The organism is Vibrio mexicanus, from assembly GCF_001012815.1.
Taxonomy (GTDB): Bacteria; Pseudomonadota; Gammaproteobacteria; order Enterobacterales; family Vibrionaceae; genus Vibrio; species Vibrio mexicanus.
On the sequence record NZ_JYJP01000144.1, the window covers coordinates 38,453 to 59,212 of the forward strand.

At 45.5% G+C, this 20,760-nt stretch carries 13 protein-coding genes and 6 pseudogenes; 13 read left to right on the forward strand and 6 right to left on the reverse strand.

Features of this window, described 5'->3' with window-relative positions:
- Positions 1-46 precede the first annotated feature (46 nt).
- From UA76_RS21470 to UA76_RS21480, 3 genes are all read right to left on the reverse strand, one after another.
- Entirely contained in the window at positions 47-592 is a 546-nt protein-coding gene (locus UA76_RS21470) for a peptidylprolyl isomerase (RefSeq protein WP_047049890.1), read from the reverse strand.
- On the reverse strand, positions 592-1,161 hold the full coding sequence (locus UA76_RS21475; protein WP_047049892.1) for a YajG family lipoprotein: 570 nt from the start codon (positions 1,159-1,161) through the stop codon (positions 592-594). The genes UA76_RS21470 and UA76_RS21475 overlap by 1 nt, the downstream gene beginning before the upstream one ends.
- 61 nt (positions 1,162-1,222) lie before the next feature.
- Positions 1,223-2,353 carry a methyltransferase gene (locus UA76_RS21480; RefSeq protein WP_047049893.1) on the reverse strand — a complete coding sequence of 377 codons (1,131 nt, stop codon included), beginning with the start codon at positions 2,351-2,353 and terminating at the stop codon, positions 1,223-1,225.
- A gap of 156 nt (positions 2,354-2,509) precedes the next feature.
- On the opposite strand from UA76_RS21480, the gene UA76_RS21485 reads away from it, so the two are divergent.
- From UA76_RS21485 to nqrM, 9 genes and pseudogenes are all read left to right on the forward strand, one after another.
- Entirely contained in the window at positions 2,510-2,815 is a 306-nt protein-coding gene (locus UA76_RS21485; RefSeq protein ID WP_047049896.1) for a BolA family protein, read from the forward strand.
- A gap of 431 nt (positions 2,816-3,246) precedes the next feature.
- A pseudogene (locus UA76_RS21490) lies at positions 3,247-4,586 on the forward strand (Na(+)-translocating NADH-quinone reductase subunit A).
- 4 nt (positions 4,587-4,590) lie between these two features.
- Positions 4,591-5,832 (forward strand): NADH:ubiquinone reductase (Na(+)-transporting) subunit B, encoded by a 1,242-nt coding sequence (locus tag UA76_RS21495; RefSeq protein WP_047049899.1) that lies wholly within the window; start codon positions 4,591-4,593, stop codon positions 5,830-5,832.
- The gene (locus UA76_RS21500) at positions 5,822-6,589 is read left to right on the forward strand and encodes a Na(+)-translocating NADH-quinone reductase subunit C (RefSeq protein ID WP_047049901.1); all 768 of its coding nucleotides are present in this window, start codon (positions 5,822-5,824) and stop codon (positions 6,587-6,589) included. Before UA76_RS21495 ends, UA76_RS21500 begins: the two co-directional genes overlap by 11 nt.
- Positions 6,589-7,221: an NADH:ubiquinone reductase (Na(+)-transporting) subunit D gene (locus UA76_RS21505; RefSeq protein WP_047049903.1), complete on the forward strand. Its 633-nt coding sequence runs from the start codon at positions 6,589-6,591 to the stop codon at positions 7,219-7,221. Before UA76_RS21500 ends, UA76_RS21505 begins: the two co-directional genes overlap by 1 nt.
- Positions 7,222-7,228: 7 nt before the next feature.
- On the forward strand, positions 7,229-7,825 hold the full coding sequence (gene nqrE, locus UA76_RS21510; RefSeq protein WP_047049905.1) for an NADH:ubiquinone reductase (Na(+)-transporting) subunit E: 597 nt from the start codon (positions 7,229-7,231) through the stop codon (positions 7,823-7,825).
- A 33-nt stretch (positions 7,826-7,858) separates the two neighbouring features.
- A pseudogene (gene nqrF / locus UA76_RS21515) lies at positions 7,859-9,084 on the forward strand (NADH:ubiquinone reductase (Na(+)-transporting) subunit F).
- 157 nt (positions 9,085-9,241) lie between these two features.
- Positions 9,242-10,237 carry an FAD:protein FMN transferase gene (locus UA76_RS21520; RefSeq protein ID WP_047049907.1) on the forward strand — a complete coding sequence of 332 codons (996 nt, stop codon included), beginning with the start codon at positions 9,242-9,244 and terminating at the stop codon, positions 10,235-10,237.
- A 45-nt stretch (positions 10,238-10,282) separates the two neighbouring features.
- Positions 10,283-10,537, forward strand: coding sequence for a (Na+)-NQR maturation NqrM (nqrM, locus tag UA76_RS21525; protein ID WP_047049909.1), 255 nt, complete (start codon positions 10,283-10,285; stop codon positions 10,535-10,537).
- A 65-nt stretch (positions 10,538-10,602) separates the two neighbouring features.
- On the opposite strand, the gene UA76_RS21530 is transcribed toward nqrM, so the two are convergent.
- On the reverse strand, positions 10,603-11,817 hold the full coding sequence (locus UA76_RS21530; protein WP_047049975.1) for a response regulator: 1,215 nt from the start codon (positions 11,815-11,817) through the stop codon (positions 10,603-10,605).
- A gap of 222 nt (positions 11,818-12,039) precedes the next feature.
- Between UA76_RS21530 and dinB the strand changes: the two are divergent.
- Positions 12,040-13,043 (forward strand): annotated as a pseudogene (gene dinB / locus UA76_RS21535) (DNA polymerase IV).
- A gap of 29 nt (positions 13,044-13,072) precedes the next feature.
- Here the strand turns inward: dinB and UA76_RS21540 are convergent.
- Positions 13,073-15,001, reverse strand: a complete 1,929-nt coding sequence (locus tag UA76_RS21540; protein WP_047049911.1) for a RecQ family ATP-dependent DNA helicase — start codon at positions 14,999-15,001, stop codon at positions 13,073-13,075.
- An 86-nt stretch (positions 15,002-15,087) separates the two neighbouring features.
- Between UA76_RS21540 and UA76_RS21545 the strand changes: the two are divergent.
- Together UA76_RS21545 and UA76_RS21550 are read left to right on the forward strand one after the other, a co-directional pair.
- Positions 15,088-15,563, forward strand: a pseudogene (locus UA76_RS21545) (GreA/GreB family elongation factor).
- A gap of 124 nt (positions 15,564-15,687) precedes the next feature.
- Positions 15,688-16,448: pseudogene (locus UA76_RS21550) on the forward strand (YggN family protein).
- 70 nt (positions 16,449-16,518) lie between these two features.
- Here the strand turns inward: UA76_RS21550 and UA76_RS25020 are convergent.
- Positions 16,519-19,057: pseudogene (locus UA76_RS25020) on the reverse strand (Ig-like domain-containing protein).
- A 334-nt stretch (positions 19,058-19,391) separates the two neighbouring features.
- On the opposite strand from UA76_RS25020, the gene UA76_RS21560 reads away from it, so the two are divergent.
- Positions 19,392-20,750 (forward strand): sodium-dependent transporter, encoded by a 1,359-nt coding sequence (locus tag UA76_RS21560; protein WP_047049913.1) that lies wholly within the window; start codon positions 19,392-19,394, stop codon positions 20,748-20,750.
- Positions 20,751-20,760 lie beyond the last annotated feature (10 nt).

The following is a 20,760-nucleotide window of genomic DNA, read 5'->3' on the forward strand; positions in this document are numbered from 1 at the left end:
AGTCCTTGTAGAAAAAGAAGGCTCCAGAAGAAGGAGCCTTTAGAAGTTATTCTATAACGCTAATGTTAGTGATCACGATAGGATCAACCGGCACATCTTGCATACGTCCTACGCTGCGAGTTGGTTTTTTAGCCATACCTTGGACGACTTCAAAGCCTTTTGTCACACGGCCAAACACTGCGTATCCGTCAGAGCTTCGGCTTTTGTTTAGGAAATGGTTGTCTTTGAAGTTGATAAAGAACTGACGGGTTGCCGAATTGGGATCGTTTGTTCGAGCCATTGCAACTGTCGCCGTGTTGTTAGCAACATTATTATCCGCTTCGTTTTTAATTGGTGCATAGGTCTCTAGTCGTTTGAAGTCTTTATCAAACCCGCCACCTTGCGCCATGAAATTAGGAATAACGCGGTGGAAGATACTGCCCTCATAACTGCCGTCTTCGACATAGCGAAGAAAGTTCTCGACCGAAATTGGTGCTTTCTTTTCATACAGCTCAATCTCAAATGGACCGAGGTTGGTCTCAACCAGAACTTTTGGTGCAGCTAATAGTGAGCAGCTAACGAGAGCCAGTGATGCAATGAACGCACGCAACATTAGAAGCGCTCCTGCATGTAAGTACGAAGCTCACTGTCGTTTGCTATTTCTTGAACAACGAGATTAGTGACATCGTTAAGCACTTGCTCAACTTCTTCGTTTGACGCACTCAGCATGCCTGAACGAGAACCCGTGCCCGTGTAAGTTTTAACCAGTTTGCCTTTTGGTGTTTCAGCCGTTACTTCGATGGTTACTTTGCCGTCCATCTCATTTTCCATCACGCTGTGTTTCACTGTCACGAGCGCTTCTTGGATCTCAACAACAACAGAGTTTTCACTGTTTACTGTAGAGCGGAAGCCTTGAGAGTTAAATTGCTCAGCCAGCGCATTTTCGATAGCAATGCGAACATTTTGCTTAGAGTGGATAGGCTCAATGTTTGAACGACCACTGTCGACAAGAGCAACATATTGCGCAGAACGAACGTCTTTACTGGTTAGAGTAAAAGTGCTGCCTTGCACGAGGTCACTGTTACTCAGCGTAGCTTTTGGCATGAAGTTAATCTGTTCTTGCTGAGGCGCCGAACATGCTGCAAGCAAAGCCACTGAAGCTGCTAGAACCAGTTTTCTCATGGTAATTTCCTTTTCTTATATCTTTATCAACGTAGCGTCGACGATAACGACGTGAAACGAGTTATTTAGTTGCTTGTAAAATAACAAATTTGTTGTTGGAAGCGAGCGTTTTTACGTTCGACTTGCCGAATAGTCTCGATAATTTACCATCGTAGCCGAGGTGACGATTACCGATAACTATTAATTGCCCACCAGTGTTAAGAACATGCTTTGCATCACAGAACATCTGCCAAGCGATATGATCGGTAATGGCTTGTTGCTGGTGAAAGGGAGGGTTACAAACGACAAGATCGTATTCTTGTGCTGGGAAACCATCTAAACAATTGTTTGCTATGGCGTTGAATCTATCACTCTCACCAAACTGTTTTGTCAGGTTTTCTTTAGCACTTTGCACCGCCATGTAACTTTCGTCTACTGAGGTTATGTGCGCGTCAGGGTTGAGCTGAGCAAGCTTGACTGAGAGCACTCCATTTCCGCAACCGAGATCCAGAACTTTGGCACTGCCGAGATCACGAGGTAAATGCTTAAGCATGAAGCGGGCACCAAGATCGAGCGATTCGCCAGAGTACACATTGGGTAAGTTACCAAGCTCAAAGCTTTCACCATCAACAGGCCAGTAGTTATGCGGTGACACCTCAGATATTGGGCTACTATTAGGGGTGCTAAAGACAAGTCGATGTTTCTTCCAAGCTAATGATGTGGTGGTTGTACCTAGGTACTTCTCAAATAACTTTAATGTCGACGTGTGGATCTCTTTTGCTTTATTAACGGCGATGACTGGCGTTCCCGGCTTAAGATACTTACGAAGCTGGGATAATTGCCAAATCAGGTGACGATTGATCTTCGGGATCTGCATCAGCACGATGTCTGTATCTGCTGGAATGTCATCCATCGTAGAGTCCAGGGTAATGTCCTTGCACTGATTAGCGCGTATATTTTGTTTAGTGCCTTGATGGGCAATAAACGAATCACTCATCATGGTGACTTGGTGTTTGTCGGATAACCAGCAAGAAAGGGCGCCAAAATGGTCATTGAGAACAAGGATGCGACTGCTGAGCGGTAAATCGAGCTCTTCAACATGGGTAATTAAGTACTCATCACCCGCATCCCATGCTTGAAGTGTTTCATTGTGTCTTTTGGGATAGCGATGGAGAGTGAGGGTTCGTTCAAGTAGTGTGAGCTCGGTTTTCATATCAAATTGCATATAGAGAAATAACAGGTTTATTGTCGCAAATGAATGCGACGGTGCAAAGGCAAACCTTCCCCAAAAGATTGAAGGTAGGTAGAATTAACCGCATTAGTCTAAGTATAAGAAACCAAAACCCTTTTGGTGAGATTAGGAAGAAATATGATTCAAAGTGTCATTGAAACTAAGTTGTCAGAGGCGTTCGCACCAGAACATCTTGAAGTGCTGAACGAGAGTTATATGCACAATGTTCCTGAAGGTTCTGAAAGCCACTTTAAGGTGGTCATTGTCAGTGATGAATTCGAATCTAAACGCCTAATTGCTAGGCATCGTGCGGTTAACCAAGTGTTGGCCGAGGAGCTAGCCAATCATATCCATGCGCTCTCTATTCATACTTACACCAAGAGTGAATGGGCAGAGTCAGGAAATGCGCCAGATAGCCCAATGTGTATGGGCGGTGGAAAATAATTAACAAGGGTAGCGTTTGCTACCCTTTTTTTGTTTGAAATATAAGCAAAACGTTAACAGCATAACAACATGTATCAAATGTGAATGGATTAACAGGAAATATTAAGGAATGTTTCAAACATTAAAAGCCTTGATAAAATTAGGGTCATTGATGTTTGTGCGATGGTTCAAAGTTATGACTATTCTTTAGCCTTTCAGTGCTAAATCAATACAATTAAAGCCATGTATTAGGTGATTGGTCATGGCATCAACTTTGTAAAAGATGATAGACTGTCGCACCTGATAACACTCGCCATAAGTATGTGACGAGTATTTTAATAGGATGTTGCGATTTTGGTGTTTTAAACCGCGCCAAAACCGGACACTGATGTCGTGTCTAAAAGTTACGCAATTAAAAGAATCTTTTTCCCGATAAAGTAGTGCAAGTGCGTATGATTACAATAAAGAAGGGTTTGGACCTTCCTATTGCAGGAACTCCTACCCAGGTGATTAATGATGGTAAAACCATCAATAAAGTCGCCTTGCTTGGCGAAGAGTATGTTGGAATGCGTCCTACGATGCATGTTCGCGTAGGCGATGAAGTAAAGAAAGCTCAAGTTCTTTTTGAAGATAAGAAGAATCCAGGAGTGAAGTTTACTTCTCCAGCAAGCGGTAAAGTCATCGAAGTTAACCGTGGTGCTAAACGTGTACTTCAATCAGTTGTGATTGAAGTTGCAGGTGAAGAGCAGGTGACATTCGATAAGTTCGAATCTGGCCAACTAGCGGGTCTTGATCGTAATACGGTTAAAACTCAGCTTGTTGATTCAGGTCTTTGGACTGCTTTCCGTACTCGTCCGTTCAGCAAGGTTCCAGCAATTGAGTCTTCAACTCAGGCAATTTTTGTAACAGCTATCGATACTAATCCTTTAGCTGCACACCCTGAGCTCATTATTAATGAGCAAGCAGACGCTTTCGTCGCTGGTCTTGATGTTATTTCTACATTAACTGACGGTAAGGTTTACGTATGTAAATCTGGCGCCAGTTTGCCACGCTCAACGCAAAACAATGTAGAAGAACATGTTTTCCATGGCCCACACCCAGCAGGTCTTGCGGGTACTCACATGCATTTCTTGTACCCAGTAAGTACAGAGAATGTCGCATGGAGCATCAACTACCAAGACGTTATTGCTGTTGGTCAGCTTTTCCTAACAGGTGAACTTTACACAGATCGTGTTGTGTCACTAGCAGGCCCTGTAGTGAACAACCCGCGCCTAGTTCGCACGACAATTGGTGCGAGCTTGAATGATCTAACAGATAGCGAGCTGATGCCTGGCGAAGTTCGTATTATCTCGGGTTCAGTACTTTCAGGCACTCAAGCGACGGGGCCTCACGCTTATCTTGGTCGATACCATGCTCAGGTATCGGTACTAAGAGAAGGCCGTGAGAAAGATCTGTTCGGCTGGGCAATGCCTGGTAAGAACAAGTTCTCTATTACTCGCTCTTTCCTTGGCCACTTATTTAAGGGCCAGTTGTTCAACATGACAACAACGACAAACGGTAGTGATCGTTCTATGGTGCCAATCGGCAACTACGAGCGTGTACTTCCTTTGGATATGGAACCAACTCTGCTTCTTCGTGACCTATGTGCAGGTGACATCGATAGTGCTCAAGCGCTTGGCGCTTTGGAGCTTGATGAAGAAGACTTAGCGTTGTGTACCTTTGTATGTCCAGGCAAATACGAGTACGGTCAGCTACTTCGTGAATGCTAGATACGATTGAGAAAGAAGGGTAATTTCATGCTTAAAAAGTTTCTCGAAGATATTGAGCATCATTTTGAGCCTGGTGGTAAGCATGAAAAGTGGTTTGCGCTTTATGAAGCAGCAGCAACCCTGTTCTACACGCCAGGTATGGTTACGAAAAAGAGCTCACATGTTCGTGATAGCGTTGACCTAAAACGTATTATGATCATGGTTTGGTTCGCGGTATTCCCAGCTATGTTCTGGGGTATGTACAACGCGGGTAACCAAGCGATTGCAGCTTTAAACTTTATGCACGCAGGCAGCGAACTTGCAGACGTCATTGCGGGTAACTGGCACTACTGGTTAACAGAAATGCTGGGCGGCTCTCTAGGTGCGGACGCAGGCGTTGGCAGTAAGATGCTTCTGGGTGCAACGTTCTTCCTACCAATCTACGCAACAGTGTTTGTTGTCGGTGGCTTCTGGGAAGTTCTATTCTGTATGGTGCGTAAGCACGAAGTAAACGAAGGTTTCTTCGTCACTTCGATTCTATTCGCACTTATCGTTCCGCCTACGCTTCCTCTATGGCAAGCTGCTTTGGGTATCACGTTCGGTGTTGTTGTTGCTAAAGAGATCTTTGGTGGTACAGGCCGTAACTTCCTAAACCCTGCTCTTGCTGGTCGTGCTTTCCTATTCTTCGCATACCCTGCGCAGATTTCAGGTGACACAGTTTGGGTTGCTGCTGATGGCTTTTCTGGTGCAACAGCACTTAGCCAATGGGCACAAGGTGGTACAGGTGAACTTGTTAACACAATCACTGGCGCTCCAATTACTTGGATGGATGCATTCATCGGTAACATCCCAGGTTCCATTGGTGAAGTATCAACACTTGCACTAATGATCGGTGCTGCAATGATCGTCTACATGCGAATCGCTTCTTGGCGTATTATCGCAGGTGTAATGATCGGTATGATTGCAACAGCGACGCTATTCAATGTGATCGGTTCAGACACGAACCCAATGTTCAATATGCCATGGCACTGGCACCTAGTTTTAGGTGGCTTCGCATTCGGTATGTTCTTTATGGCAACAGACCCTGTGTCGGCTTCATTTACCAACGGTGGTAAGTGGTGGTACGGCATCCTTATCGGCGGTATGTGTGTCATGATTCGTGTGGTTAACCCAGCGTACCCAGAAGGTATGATGCTGGCGATTCTATTCGCGAACTTGTTTGCACCTCTGTTCGACCACGTTGTGGTTGAGAAGAACATCAAACGGAGACTAGCACGCTATGGCAAGTAATAACGATAGCATTAAAAAGACGCTGGGCGTTGTTATTGGACTGAGTTTAGTTTGTTCAATCGTCGTATCAGCAGCGGCTGTTGGCCTTCGTAGCCAACAACAAGCCAACGCAGTATTAGATAAGCAAAGCAAAATCGTTGAAGTTGCAGGAATTGAGTCTGAAGGCTCTGTACCTGAGCTGTTTGCTGAGTACATCGAGCCACGCTTGGTAGACTTCGAAACAGGTGAGTACATCGACGGTGACGCAGCGGCTTACGATCAGCGTAAAGCTGCAAAAGATCCTGCTACGTCAATTCGTCTGACTTCAGATCAAGATAACGCCAAGATTCTTCGCCGTGCAAACACTGGCGTGGTTTACCTAGTAAAATCTGATGCAGGTTTTGACAAGGTAATCATCCCTGTTCACGGTAATGGCCTATGGTCAATGATGTACGCGTTTGTTGCGGTTGAAAGTGACGGTAACACAATCTCTGGCATCACTTACTACGAGCAAGGTGAAACTCCTGGACTTGGTGGTGAAGTTGAGAACCCATCTTGGCGTGCTCAGTTTGTTGGTAAGAAACTGTTCGATGAGAACAATCAACCAGCAATCCAAGTGGTTAAAGGTGGTGCTCCAGCAGGTTCAGAGCACGGTGTCGATGGCCTATCAGGTGCAACTTTGACAGGCAACGGCGTTCAGGGCACTTTCGATTTCTGGTTGGGTGATATGGGCTTTGGTCCTTTCCTTACCAATGTTCGTGATGGAGGCTTGAACTAATGTCAGCATCTAAAGACATGAAACAGAACTTAGTGTCGCCAATTATCGACAACAACCCGATTGCCCTTCAGGTACTGGGTGTTTGTTCAGCGTTGGCGGTAACCACTAAGTTAGAAACAGCATTTGTTATGACACTAGCCGTAGTATTTGTAACGGCTCTGTCTAACTTCTTTGTTTCACTTATCCGTAACCACATTCCAAACAGCGTTCGTATCATTGTTCAAATGGCAATCATCGCATCGCTTGTAATCGTGGTTGACCAAGTGCTTAAAGCATACCTATACGATATCTCTAAGCAGCTATCGGTATTCGTTGGTCTAATCATTACTAACTGTATCGTAATGGGCCGTGCAGAAGCGTACGCAATGAAGTCTGCGCCACTACCGTCTCTAATCGATGGTATTGGTAACGGTCTAGGCTACGGTTTCGTACTGATTACTGTTGGCTTCTTCCGCGAGCTATTTGGCTCAGGCAAGCTATTCGGTCTAGAAGTACTGCCGCTAGTAAGCAACGGTGGTTGGTATCAGCCAAACGGTCTAATGCTATTAGCACCATCTGCTTTCTTCTTAATCGGTTTCCTAATTTGGGCTATCCGTACATGGAAGCCTGAACAAGTGGAAGCGAAGGAGTAAGGACGTCATGGAACATTACATTAGCTTATTAGTTAAATCGATTTTTATCGAAAACTTGGCGCTCTCTTTCTTCCTAGGTATGTGTACATTCCTAGCGGTATCTAAGAAAGTTAAGACGTCTTTCGGCCTAGGTGTTGCGGTAGTTGTTGTACTAACCATCGCTGTACCAGTGAACAACCTTCTTTACAATCTAGTATTGAAAGAGAATGCGTTGGTTGCAGGTGTAGACCTAAGCTTCTTGAATTTTATTACCTTCATCGGTGTTATCGCAGCATTGGTTCAGATCCTAGAAATGGTTCTAGACCGATTCTTCCCACCACTATACAACGCACTGGGTATCTTCCTTCCGTTAATCACGGTTAACTGTGCGATCTTTGGTGGCGTATCTTTCATGGTACAGCGTGATTACAACTTTGCTGAATCTGTGGTTTACGGTTTCGGTTCTGGTATCGGTTGGATGCTAGCGATCGTTGCTCTAGCAGGTATCCGTGAGAAGATGAAGTACTCTGATGTACCTCCTGGTCTACGTGGTCTTGGTATTACGTTTATCTCTGTAGGTCTTATGGCGTTAGGCTTTATGTCTTTCTCTGGTGTTCAACTGTAATTCGGGTAAACCGTAACAATTAAGGAATAATCAATGAATACTATTATTCTTGGTGTAGTGATGTTTACCCTTATTGTACTGGCTTTAGTACTAGTGATTCTTTTCGCTAAGTCTAAGCTTGTACCATCAGGTGACATTACTATTTCTGTAAACGATGACCCTTCATTGGCTATCGTTACACAGCCAGGTAGCAAGCTACTGGGTGCACTAGCGGGTGCTGGTGTATTCGTATCTTCTGCTTGTGGTGGCGGTGGTTCTTGTGGCCAGTGTCGCGTAAAAGTTAAATCAGGTGGTGGTGACATTCTACCAACCGAGCTTGACCACATTACTAAAGGTGAAGCGCGTGAAGGGGAGCGTCTAGCATGTCAGGTAGCAATGAAAACTGACATGGATATCGAACTTCCTGAAGAGATTTTCGGCGTTAAGAAGTGGGAATGTGAAGTTATCTCTAACGATAACAAAGCAACCTTCATCAAAGAGCTTAAGCTTCAAATTCCAGATGGCGAGTCAGTACCTTTCCGTGCTGGTGGTTACATCCAGATTGAAGCACCTGCTCACCACGTTAAGTACTCTGATTTCGATGTACCTGAAGAGTATCGTGAAGATTGGGATAAGTTTAACCTATTCCGCTACGAGTCTAAGGTAAGTGAAGAGACAATCCGTGCTTACTCAATGGCGAACTACCCAGAAGAAGAAGGTATTATTATGCTAAACGTGCGTATCGCTACGCCGCCGCCTAATAATCCTGATGTACCGCCAGGTATCATGTCTTCGTTCATCTGTCTCTAAAAGAAGGCGACAAGTGTACTATCTCAGGTCCATTTGGTGAGTTCTTTGCGAAAGACACAGACAACGAGATGGTCTTCGTTGGTGGTGGTGCGGGTATGGCTCCAATGCGTTCTCATATCTTCGATCAGCTTAAGCGTCTTAACTCTAAGCGTAAGATGTCGTTCTGGTACGGTGCACGTTCTAAGCGCGAAATGTTCTATGTAGAAGATTTCGACGGCCTACAAGCAGAAAACGACAACTTCGTATGGCACTGTGCTCTTTCTGACCCAATGCCAGAAGATAATTGGGATGGCTACACAGGCTTCATCCATAACGTACTGTATGAAAACTATCTGAAGGACCACGAAGCGCCTGAAGATTGTGAGTACTACATGTGTGGTCCACCGATGATGAACGCAGCTGTTATCGGCATGCTGAAAGATCTTGGTGTTGAGGATGAGAACATCCTACTTGATGACTTTGGTGGTTAATCCCAACTAAGTTGTTGAAATTATGGCTGGCTCTATTGAGTCAGCCTTTGTTTTTCTAAAGGCATCATACGTAAAACAGTCGCATTCGTTTCTACGTGCAGTTTGCTTTTTTACTTATGTTTCCTTTCGCATTGTTAATTATTACAGGAGTAAGCAAGTGAGATTTTGGCTTGTTGCATTAACTTCTATTTTTGTTTTGGCTGGCTGTGGAAAGCCGTTAGAGCAAGTGCATTTAACTGGCCCGACGATGGGCACAACCTACAACATTAAGTACATTCCAGCGGAAGGCCTGCCAAGTTCTTCTGATGTGCAAATTGAAGTAGACAGGCTGCTTGAAGAAGTGAATCAGCAGATGTCGACGTACCGTAAAGACTCTGAGCTAAGCCAATTCAACCAATACCAAGGCGACGATGAGTTTGAAGTGTCTTGGCAGACGGCAAAAGTCGTTAATGAAGCGATTCGTTTGAACCAACTTACGCACGGAGCTTTAGACGTAACAGTTGGCCCGTTGGTTAACTTATGGGGCTTTGGCCCAGAAGCGAGACGCGAAAAGGTACCGTCTGAACAAGAGATAGCGAAGCGCCGCGAGATGACGGGGATACAGCACCTATCGGCAACTGAGTCGACGATTCGCAAAGACATCCCGAATCTATACGTTGATTTATCTACGATAGCCAAAGGCTGGGGTGTTGATGTCGTCGCTGATTACATTGGCTCATTGGGTATAGAAAACTTCATGGTGGAAGTGGGCGGTGAGATGCGTGTGGCGGGCCTTAACCGTGAAAGCGTGCCGTGGCGAATTGCCATTGAAAAGCCGTCAGTTGATGAGAGAAGTATCCAAGAGATCATTGAGCCAGGTAATATGGCGGTTGCTACATCGGGCGACTACAGAAATTATTTTGAACGCGATGGTATTCGTTATTCACATATCATCGACCCTAAAACCGCTTTTCCTATCAACAATAAAGTAGTGTCGGTGACGGTTTTAAATGAGTCTTCTATGACAGCAGATGGCCTTTCAACCGGTCTAATGGTATTGGGTGAACAACAAGGTATGGAAATCGCCAATCAGCATGGCATTCCGATGCTGATGATTGTGAAAACAGAAGACGGATTTACAGAATTAGTTTCAGAGGCGTTTAAGCTTATATGAATCGATAATCGCCGCAGAGCGTAATAACGAGAAGAGTAGGTAGCAATGACAACATTTATTATGACTTTCGGAGCTTTCTTAGGTGTGATTGTGCTGATGTCGGTCGGTTACATTTTCCAAAAGAAAGTAGTTAAAGGTAGCTGCGGCGGCCTAGGTGCCGTTGGCGTAGATAAGGTGTGTAACTGTCCAGAGCCTTGTGATGCGCGTAAGAAGCGTGAAGCGCGTGAAGCTGAGCGTGCTGAAAAGCTTGCGGCACGTGCAGAGAAGCAAGCGGCTTGGGAAAAAGATCGCATTGCTTGATTCAAAAAGCGAACATCAAAAAACTCGGCGATTGCCGAGTTTTTTATTATTTGCAGATTGTTCAATCACTGATAAATGGTTTGGTTTCGACCATTCTCTTTGGCTTTATAAAGCCTATCGTCGGCACACTTGATCTGTTGGTCCAACTTGTCTTGTAGATTAGTTGCGCCAATACTGATTGTGACCGAAATTTCGTGACCATCATGAGGAACGGCCGTTTTTTCAATGCGCTTTCTCATGTGCTCTAAACGAGTGACAAAGTCATCGTAGGGGCCGCATTGCTGAATACAGAACTCTTCACCACCAAATCGAGCAACCACATCATCTTTGAAGTAGATCTTGAGTATGTTGGCAATGGTCACCAATATGCTATCACCGCCATCATGACCATAGGTATCGTTGACCTTCTTAAAGAAGTCGATATCGATCATGGCGATGTTTCGGATCTCACAGCCATTACACGCTTGGTTAAAGAAATAACGACGGTTCCATAATCCTGTGAGTGAGTCTTGATTAGCGAGTTTGTAGAGCTCGTCATTTGCCTCTCTCATGTCCAAAATTTGATGAACGCGACAGTAGAACTCTTCTTGATTAAATGGCTTATGGAGAAAGTCATTTGCCCCGGCTTTAAGAAACTGAGCCGTGATCGTTCGATCATCACTGGCGGAAAGGCCGAGTATCGCAAGGCGGTTTTTATCTAAGGTCTGCCTGATTTCTCGGATCATACTGATTCCATCTTTTTCAGGCATGTCGTGGTCGGTAATGATGAAGCTTATATTAGGTTCTTCAGCGAGTACCTTGAGAGCCTCTTCACCATTCTCGGCTTGAGTGGTTTGAATATATTGATGCTCAAGTAACTGGGTGACATGACGACGAACAGTTTTCGAATCATCCACAACGAGCGCATGATGATTGACGTTGTTCATCAGCCTTTTTACCAAAGGAATGAGGTAAGATACTGAGCTCATGCTGTCTTTCAATATGTAATCCATCACACCCTTTGCGATAAAGCGCTCACGAGTGTCGACATCAAACATGGCCGTTAAGACAATGACCTTCTGTCTGTGGTCGAGGACCAAATCGATAACTTCACCATCTTGCCCATCGGGCAGGCAATAATCTAATACGGCGCAAGCAAAATCGTTGTGTTGTTGTAAGGCTTCTTGGGTTTGCTCTACAGATTCACATGCGGTGACCTCGCATCCTAACTGAGTTAGTTGTTGGACGAGGTAATTTCTGAATGCACGACTATCCTCAACAACAAGGACTTTATTGTTCAAGTCTACCACCCATTTTTATATTCTAGTCTTTTAATAATAATCGCTCATTTTGATAGTTCTATAGATTGAGCTAAAAAATACATAATTTAAGCGGATATTTCTTCCGTTTAAGATTATTGGTATACTGTTTTTTTATACAGCTCTCATTGGTTCGGATAGATTATGGAAGTGGTTCGTAAAATTATTCATGTAGACATGGATTGTTTTTACGCAGCAGTCGAGATGCGTGATAACCCGAACTATCGCAATCGACCATTAGCCGTCGGCGGGCATGAGCGTCAACGCGGTGTTTTAAGCACTTGTAATTATCAAGCGCGAAAATTTGGTATCCGTAGTGCTATGCCTACGGCTCAAGCTCTAAAGCTCTGCCCCAGTTACTGGTTGTTCCCGGACGAATGGACGTCTACAAAGAAACCTCTCGCCATATTCGCTCTATATTTGAACGCTATACATCTTTGATTGAGCCGCTGTCTTTGGATGAGGCTTATCTGGATGTTACACATTCAACAGCTTGCCAAGGGTCTGCTACCCTAATTGCTCAGTCTATTCGTGATGATATTTGGCGAGAACTTCATCTCACTGCATCTGCTGGCGTCGCTCCAATTAAGTTTCTCGCTAAAGTAGCGTCGGACATGAACAAACCTAATGGCCAGTTTGTTATCCCACCTGAAAATGTACAAAAAGTGGTGGACAACTTGCCATTAGAAAAGATTCCAGGTGTAGGGAAAGTCAGTCTGCGTAAACTGCATGGCGCCGGTTTTTACCATTGTGAAGACATCAAAAATTCCGATTATCGAGAGCTTTTGAAGCGATTTGGACGTTTGGGAGCCTCGTTGTGGAAGCGTAGCCATGGGATTGATGAGCGTGAAGTTGTGGTTGAACGAGAGCGCAAATCGGTTGGTGTGGAGAGGACATTTAGCCAAAACATTTCAACCTATGAAGAGTGTTGGCAAGTGATTGAAGAGAAGCTGTTTCCTGAACTTGAGCGTCGATTGGAAAAAGTGAGCCCTGACAAGTCGATCACCAAGCAGGGCATTAAAATGAAGTTCGCTGACTTTCAACTCACAACGATTGAGCATACCCATTCCATGCTTGAGCTAGAGGACTTTAAGGGTTTATTGCGTGATATTATGGCTCGTCAGCAGGGCAGAGAGATCAGGCTGCTTGGCTTGAACGTCATGCTGAAATCGAAAGCTCAAACCAAGCAACTAAGCTTTTTTAGTTAGCTGCACTTATCTTTTAGCACATTTTATCGTTAATCTCTGATTCGACTAACCGCTTGAATGACCTCTGCGAAAGGCACATGTTCGAGCGTAGAAAAACCACTCATAGAGCGAGCCCTTACCTTGGTACTTAATGGCGTTGTGATACCGCATAAGAATCGCGCGATAGCTTCATCACTGACGCTTCCCTCACACTTACTGATAAACGGTGATATCCATGCTCCTAGCTGTTCATCGTCAATGTCGTACTGCGTTTGCGCAGGCAAGCTCGCCACATTTCCTCTACATACTGAACAATGGCCACAGGCTTGAGGGGCATTGTTGTCACTGAAGTAACGAGCGAGCTCTGAGCTGAGGCACTGTTCCGATTGGAAAAAACTTAGCATCTCTTGAATTCGACTGATTTCAGCCTGCTCTTTAGCTTTGAATAGTTGATGGAGTTTTGCTGCAAGCTCATCATTTGGTATGTCTTTCGATACAATTTTATAGACATCAGTCACTTGTTTACTTTCCAGTTCAATCCATCCTTTTTCATGGAAGTAATCAATGGCAGTTATCGCACGCTGCCTATCCGCTTGGTAGTTCATCCACAGCGCATCAAAATCAACCTGACACCAAGTTCTCGCTTTTGGTGAGCACTCAAAAATGGCCTCGACAAACTGGCGTCTTTCGCCTTCAAACTGCTGGCAAATAAATGCTCTGTCTTGATTGAACTTAAATCTATATTCCGCGAAATAACTGTAGGTTGGCTCAATGACGTTTTCTAGTTCCAGATATACGAGAAGCGTTTTGAGTGCGAGTTGGCGAATGTTGGAATCACTCGACAGGCGGGATAACACGGTTTCCCATTGCCCTTGGTGCTGATAAATGTCATCGACCACAGTTTTAATGTTGGCTAAATCGGGTGTGTCGCCATAGACAAAGTTCTCGAGCGTGGTGAGCCCAGATTGGTTGGCGAGCATCGTACAGTTGGACGGGAGACCATCACGACCAGCGCGGCCAATTTCTTGAGAGTAGCTTTCAATCGATTTTGGTAAATCAAAGTGAACGACACGACGAATGTTAGCTTTATCGACGCCCATACCAAAGGCAATAGTGGCGACAATACAATCGACTTCACCGTTCATAAAGCGTTGTTGAATGCTTTCTCGTACATCACTTTTTAAGCCGGCATGATAGGCCAATGCATTGATGTTGCGACGTGAAAGCATTGTGGCAACTTCTTCTGCAGTTTTCTGCAGCGTCACATAAACGATGGTTGGCAGCGTTGGGTCTTGCTCTATGAGCGCTTCGAGTGCTTGAGGCTTATCCGTCTCCGCGCATGGCTGAATATCTAAGTCTAAGTTGCTGCGATAGAAACCTGTCACAACGGTGTTTTCAGGCGCGATGTTGAACTTGCTTTGCATGTCTGCAATAACGTTCGGTGTAGCGGTCGCGGTTAGAAGCAGAGATTGAGGGATGTTTAGTTGGTTTAGATAGCTAGGCAGCTTCATATAATCTGGGCGGAAGTTATGACCCCACTCCGAGATACAGTGCGCTTCATCGACAACCAACATCGAAATCGGTACTTGAGAGATAAATTGTCTAAATCGTTCATTTTTCAATCTTTCGACTGAAATCATCAATATTTTTAATCGCCCATCTCTTGCTTCTTGCATGGTTTGTTGGATCTGCAGTCGTTCTTGGCTTGAATCGATAGAGGCTGCGGGCACACCTTTGCTATGCAAAAACGCGAGCTGATCTTTCATCAATGCCAGCAGTGGAGAGATAACCAAGGTCAGGTGCGGCAGGTGCAGAGCGGGTAGCTGATAACAAAGAGATTTCCCCGAACCTGTTGGAAAGATCGCTGCACATGATTGGCCTGATAACACGGTATCAATGACTTGCTGTTGTCCTTCTCGGAGCGAATCAAAGCCAAATTGATTGATGAGCGTCTGCTGGACGGAATTAGGTGACTGCATGGTAGAGCGGTATCTTTGTTGGATGAGTTGTGCATAATTGTACCCGAATCTATCCTTGAGCTGAGTAAAAATAGGTGGGTAAAAGAATGAATAAATCAGAGTTGCAGCAAATAATTATCCACCAGTTAGAGCAAACTCGTTTGGTGACACTCTCGGCTGCGCAAAGAGCGATTGATGCTGCGACCGACGAAGAGACGGTGCCGGAACACAAATATGACACGTTAGCATTAGAGGCTTCCTATTTGGCTCATGGTCAAGCTATGCGACTGAAAGAGTGTGAAGAAGATATTCGAGTTTATCGGGAACTTGTGCTGAGAGAAGACCTCGAACAAGTACAGCTGACGGCTTTTGTTAAGGTCGTTAATGAAGACGACAACGAAAAACAGTTCTTTATAGGTCCGAGAGCAGGCGGATTGGTGGTCACATGGCAAGGTCGAGAAGTGTCGGTTCTAACTCCCCAAGCCCCTTAGGTAAAGCACTGATGAAGCAGCAATCTGGCGATGAGGTGTCGGTATTGATTGGTGATGAATCAATTACTTATGAGATTCTAACCGTTTGTTAATTTAGCGTTCATCTAATTGACGTTAGACTGACGCAGTGTCGTTTTTCGCCTGTTTATACTTAAAGGCATGATAGTGAAAGTATATGGAGTCACTATGCACGTTCCCAAAATAAATGTTTCAAGAATGAGCGTAATCAAAACGGTTACGTTAGCCATCATGGCTTCAACGCCTTTTATTACGGCTGGTGCACACGCAGCCCAGTGCCGTGTTGATGTGCAAAATGAGATCCACTTGGATGGCAAGGCCATGGAAGTCGTCCAAATTAATGGTTCAAGCGCTCGCATAGAGGCCAATAACGATTTGTATATCCATGGCGAAAAAATCGAGTTAACTGAAGACCAGCAAGCGGCGATTGAACAGTATCGCGAAAGTATGAACGAGTACTTACCGAAAGCGAGGAAATTGGCGAAAGACAGCTTGGATCTACCAACGACATCATTGATGATGTGGCAGTGAGTTTAGATGCGCCCGAGGCGTTTGAAGAGCTTAAGCAATCCATGACAGAGTTCTTTGTCAACCTAGAATCGCGTTACTACAAGGAAGGGGACTTGGTCATCCCTGCCGAAAGCTTCGACTCTATGGTCGAGCGTTGGGTGCTAGATTTCGAAAAAGCCAAAAGTATGTTTAACACTGAGTTTGTGACCAGTGCGTTTAACGCTTTGTCAGAGAAGATGCAGCAAGAGGGCAGTATTAACCTAACCGAGTTGGCTGATACCATGGCCGAGCTTAAAGCGAAAATAGAAAAACGTTTGGACGAGCACTCCGCGGAGATCAAGCAGCAAGGCGAAGACTTGTGTGACTCTTTGGATGACATGGTCGAGCAAGAGCAGCAGCTACATAAAAAGATTCCGGCTTTGAAAGATTATCAAACATTCACGATTTAAAAATGTGTCTGAGAGATAGAAAAAAGAGCGCCAGTTTGGCGCTCTTTTGCTTTTCAAGACAACTTAGAATTTACTGGCCAGTATTCATTTCCGTCAGTTTGTTGCCAACAGGAACTGAGAAGTTAAAGCCATCATGCTCATCCCAATTGATCGACCACGTCATCACACCTGCGTAGTTTGGATAATTGAAGTCAGGCTTGATGGTTCCACACTTCACACCTTTAGTTAGACAATCGAGTGCATCAAGGATGTTTTGCGTAGGGGCTTGGCCGGAGTTCGCCGAACTTGGACCTGATGGCAGGCCAATCGCGACTTGATCATCACGAAGTGGTGCGAACATGGTGCCATCTGCGAGCTCAAATCCTTCAATTAGCATCTTAGATTGTGCAACCATCATGTCGATAGAGCCCTCAGGTGCTGCGCCCGGTGTATAAGGGTTTGGTAACCCACCGTTGTTGTAGAGCTGAACATGCAGGATATCTAGCGTGCTACGCACTTCGTCGATCACCGGAATGTAAGCACCCCAAATACCTGTGTAAGCAATTAAACCACCTTGAACATAAGGATGCTCTGGTGCCATGGTGAGGTACATATCGCCACCCATGTTCTGCTCAATTTGCAGTAGCGCGCGGCCAAGACGTGCCTGGATCTGCGAACCGTGCAGTAGGTTTGAACCACTTTCTAGGTCGACATCCAGTCCATCAAAACCCCACTCCGCAATGATTGCTGTTAAGCTGCTAATAAATGCGGCTTCATCGGCATCGGTGTTGAGTGTGATGGTGCCTTCTGCCCCACCAAGTGAAAGCACGAACTTTTTACCTTCAGCTTGTAGCGCAGCCATATCTTGCTTGAACTGCGTTGGATCAAGCGCTGGACAAGAACTGTGGATGTCACCGGAGTAGAGGTTGAAGTGAACCGTACCATGCTATTGCGATCGTTTTCGGCAAAGGCTATATCGATGATATCCCATGCCTTAGACATCTCTGCTAAGCGAATCGGGCAGCCCGCGCCATTAACAAAGTTATGCCAGTAACCGATGAGTTTATGTGTTTTCTCAGTCTGCTCCACCACGGTCACAGAGGCTGCAGCAGAGTTAACTCTACTGCCTGCGGTATCAACAGCGGCAGCTGAAACGCTGTAGCTTCCTACTGCTGTTGGTGTCCAACTGTACTCATAAGGGGCTGTTGTATCTGTCCCGACGATGGAACCATTAACGAGGAAGTCAACGCTTTGCACATCGGCAGTAAGCGATGTTGCATCAGCAGCGACTTTGACGGCTTTACCTAAGCCAACAGTTTGCCCTGATGTCGGAGAAGTCAGTGACACCACCAGATCTTGATCACTGACGGTAATGTTCACCACATCTTGTCCGAGATTGTTGTCATTGTCTGTGGCAACCACTTTAAGGGTATTAGCACCAACAAGAGTGGCAGACCATTCATGGCGGTATGGAGCTTGAGTGACAACGGCCAAACTCTGATCATTGGCAAAAAACTCTACTTGCGTGATACTGCCGTCGGCATCTGCTGCCGTGGCCTCTATCGCAACATTCGCACCCGCAAGTACGACTTGGTTATCTTGAGGTGAAGTAATCGACACGACCGGTGGTGTAGAGCAAGCGCCTAAGTCGGTCCATGCATCAGTCCAATATAAACCATCACCCGGTGCATATGCCCAATCGGAACTTGATGAACACCAGCCCGCGACATCACAGCGATATTTGTTATTGAGGTTTTGAACTTCATCGCCCGTGTTGTAGCTGGTTCCCGCAACATAAGCCGGGGCTCCAGCACAGCCACCACTAGAACCAGAAGAGACGGTTACGCTCACTTCTTGGCTGGTTGTCGATTGATTGTCATTGTCCGTGGCTATCGCTTTAAAGCTATGCGTACCTGCTTGAGCACTCCAATTATGTTGATAAGGGGCGGTGGTATCGGTGGCAACCCATTGATTATTTACGAAGAATTCTACTTGAGTTACATCGCCATCTGAGTCAGCGGCGTCGGCACTCATAAGTAAATCATCACCGCAGTTAAGGTTTCACTGCCGGTTGGGCTTGTGAGTGAGACTGTTGGTGGAACTAAGCCACCTGCTGGTGTCACACTAATGGCCACTTGAGATTGGCTAGTCGCCCCTTTATCGTCTGTGGCAATAGCGGTGATTGAGGACGTACCAAGTTGCGCAGTCCAGTCTACTTGATAAGGCGCTTGCGTTATGGTCGCGACACTTTGAGTGCCAGCTAGGAACTCGACACTGACCACACTGCCATCTTGATCACTGGCATTAGCTTGCAAGGTCGTGATGGTACCTTCAGGTATTGAGGCATTGTTCAGTGGTGACGAGATATCAACCTCAGGAGGCAGGTTACCATCCCCGCTACATTGCCCCAAGGACTCCCACGCTTCCCAAGGGCCAGAATTGCTTGCTGGATCATTTCCTTGTGTCCAATAGCGCGCTTTGTAGGCTTGATTCGTATTCTGAACTTCGTCTCCAGAAGTATAAACGGTACTGCTATCCCATGGCGCCAACCCAGTACAGTTGTATGCATATGCTTGGGAACTCATCCCTACCGCGGTCAGTATTGCTACTCTGAGTACATTAGAGCCCATCCCTTTCTCCTTGTAATCTGTTTGTGGACACTATAGGTCTAGACGACAAAAGGTGTGATGGTGGGTAAATGACTGATAGTTAGGAATCTTTTCGCGTCACTTCACTAGTGAAAGTTATATTGATACATCTATTACATATAACTTCTGGGCTGACATCACGCAGGACAAGTTGACATGTTGGTGTGAATTTAAATTCTTTAATTGCCATTTATTTAGGTGTTTATATCTGCATTTATTGTTTTTATGTAGTCAAAGTCTCCTTAAAGCTCTTGTTAAGTGGCCTAAATTAAATTAGTGTACTAGCAAACTAGTTTAGTGATTCAAGAGCTAACAAATGAGCAGTAGTGCAAACCAAAGAGAGCTTTTTAGCTCAAGAATCGGATTTATTTTAGCGGCCGCGGGTGCTGCCGTTGGTTTAGGTAATATTTGGGGGTTTCCAACACAGGCTGCCAGTAATGGGGGCGGAGCATTCTTGTTGGTTTATCTCATCATGATTTTGATTGTTGCCTTTCCCATGCTGGTGGTTGAAATGGCGATAGGTCGCTATGGTCAAGCGAACCCAATCGATAGTATGAGAAAGCTGGCAAACAACCCATTGCAGGCCAAATTATCGGCTGGGGTGGGTTGGATTGGCCTTGCGGTTCCTTGTGCGGTTCTCGCCTTTTACAGCGTCGTTGGTGGCTGGCTTATCTGTTTCTTGCTTGGGGCGATCACTGATCTGATTGGCTTGCAGGCAGTCAGTGAATGGTTCAAAGGCTTTAGTGTCGAAAGAAACCTGTTTGGTACGTTGAGCTTTTATATTCTGACTATTTTAATTGTTCGTGGCGGTGTGAAGCAGGGGATCGAAAAGTGGTCGACCCGACTGATGCCGGCTCTGTTTATTCTGTTTGGCGTTCTGTTCATCTACATCATGATGCAAACCGGTGCGACGGAAGGCCTGAAACATTACTTGATTCCCGACTTTGATAAAGTGTGGGATCGCAAGTTGATTCTTGCGGCGATGGGGCAAGGTTTCTTCTCGCTGACGATTGGCGGCTGCTCAATGCTGATTTATGGCTCCTATCTGAGTAAGAAAGAGAACCTTCCTCAGGTCGCGATGCAAGTGACGTTAGTCGATACGGCTGTTGCTTTCATTGCAGGCCTAGTGGTGATGCCTGCCATGTTTGTGGCAATGCAAAAAGGCGTACAGATTTATTCTGAATCTGGAGCGCTGTTGAGCTCTGACACTCTGGTCTTCACTGTACTGCCGCTGATGTTTGATAGCCTAGGTTTTCTAGGGCAGATCTTTGCGGTGGTGTTCTTCTTACTCTTAACTATTGCGGCGCTCACCTCTTCGATCTCTATGCTTGAATGTCCTGTTGCTCTGGTTAGTGAGCGTTTTGATACACCGCGCGGCAAAACCAGTTGGGCTCTGGGCGGTGCTATCGCACTGCTGAGCGTCGTTATCGTATTTAATTTTGGTCAGCTGTTTGGGTTAGTGGCCATGATTGCGACTCAATATTTACAGCCAATTGCCGCGCTTCTGTTCTGTGTATTTGGCGGCTGGGTATGGAATCGTAACAGCAAGATCAATGAACTTAAGCAAGGTAACCCAGAGTTCAGTGAAGGTTGGTTTGGTAAGGTGTGGCCTGCATACGTGAAGTTTGTTTGTCCGGCTTTAGTAGCAACCGTAATTTGGGCGTCATTTGGTTAAGTGAGCGAGT

Excerpts from the sequence above, each read along its gene's own strand:
- UA76_RS21470 (WP_047049890.1), bottom strand. The coding sequence starts at position 592 with ATGTTGCGTGCGTTCATTGCATCACTGGCTCTCGTTAGCTGCTCACTA.
- UA76_RS21475 (WP_047049892.1), bottom strand. The coding sequence starts at position 1,161 with ATGAGAAAACTGGTTCTAGCAGCTTCAGTGGCTTTGCTTGCAGCATGT.
- UA76_RS21480 (WP_047049893.1), bottom strand. The coding sequence starts at position 2,353 with ATGAAAACCGAGCTCACACTACTTGAACGAACCCTCACTCTCCATCGC.
- UA76_RS21485 (WP_047049896.1), top strand. The coding sequence starts at position 2,510 with ATGATTCAAAGTGTCATTGAAACTAAGTTGTCAGAGGCGTTCGCACCA.
- UA76_RS21495 (WP_047049899.1), top strand. The coding sequence starts at position 4,591 with ATGCTTAAAAAGTTTCTCGAAGATATTGAGCATCATTTTGAGCCTGGT.
- UA76_RS21500 (WP_047049901.1), top strand. The coding sequence starts at position 5,822 with ATGGCAAGTAATAACGATAGCATTAAAAAGACGCTGGGCGTTGTTATT.
- UA76_RS21505 (WP_047049903.1), top strand. The coding sequence starts at position 6,589 with ATGTCAGCATCTAAAGACATGAAACAGAACTTAGTGTCGCCAATTATC.
- nqrE (WP_047049905.1), top strand. The coding sequence starts at position 7,229 with ATGGAACATTACATTAGCTTATTAGTTAAATCGATTTTTATCGAAAAC.
- nqrM (WP_047049909.1), top strand. The coding sequence starts at position 10,283 with ATGACAACATTTATTATGACTTTCGGAGCTTTCTTAGGTGTGATTGTG.
- UA76_RS21540 (WP_047049911.1), bottom strand. The coding sequence starts at position 15,001 with ATGCAGTCACCTAATTCCGTCCAGCAGACGCTCATCAATCAATTTGGC.
- UA76_RS21560 (WP_047049913.1), top strand. The coding sequence starts at position 19,392 with ATGAGCAGTAGTGCAAACCAAAGAGAGCTTTTTAGCTCAAGAATCGGA.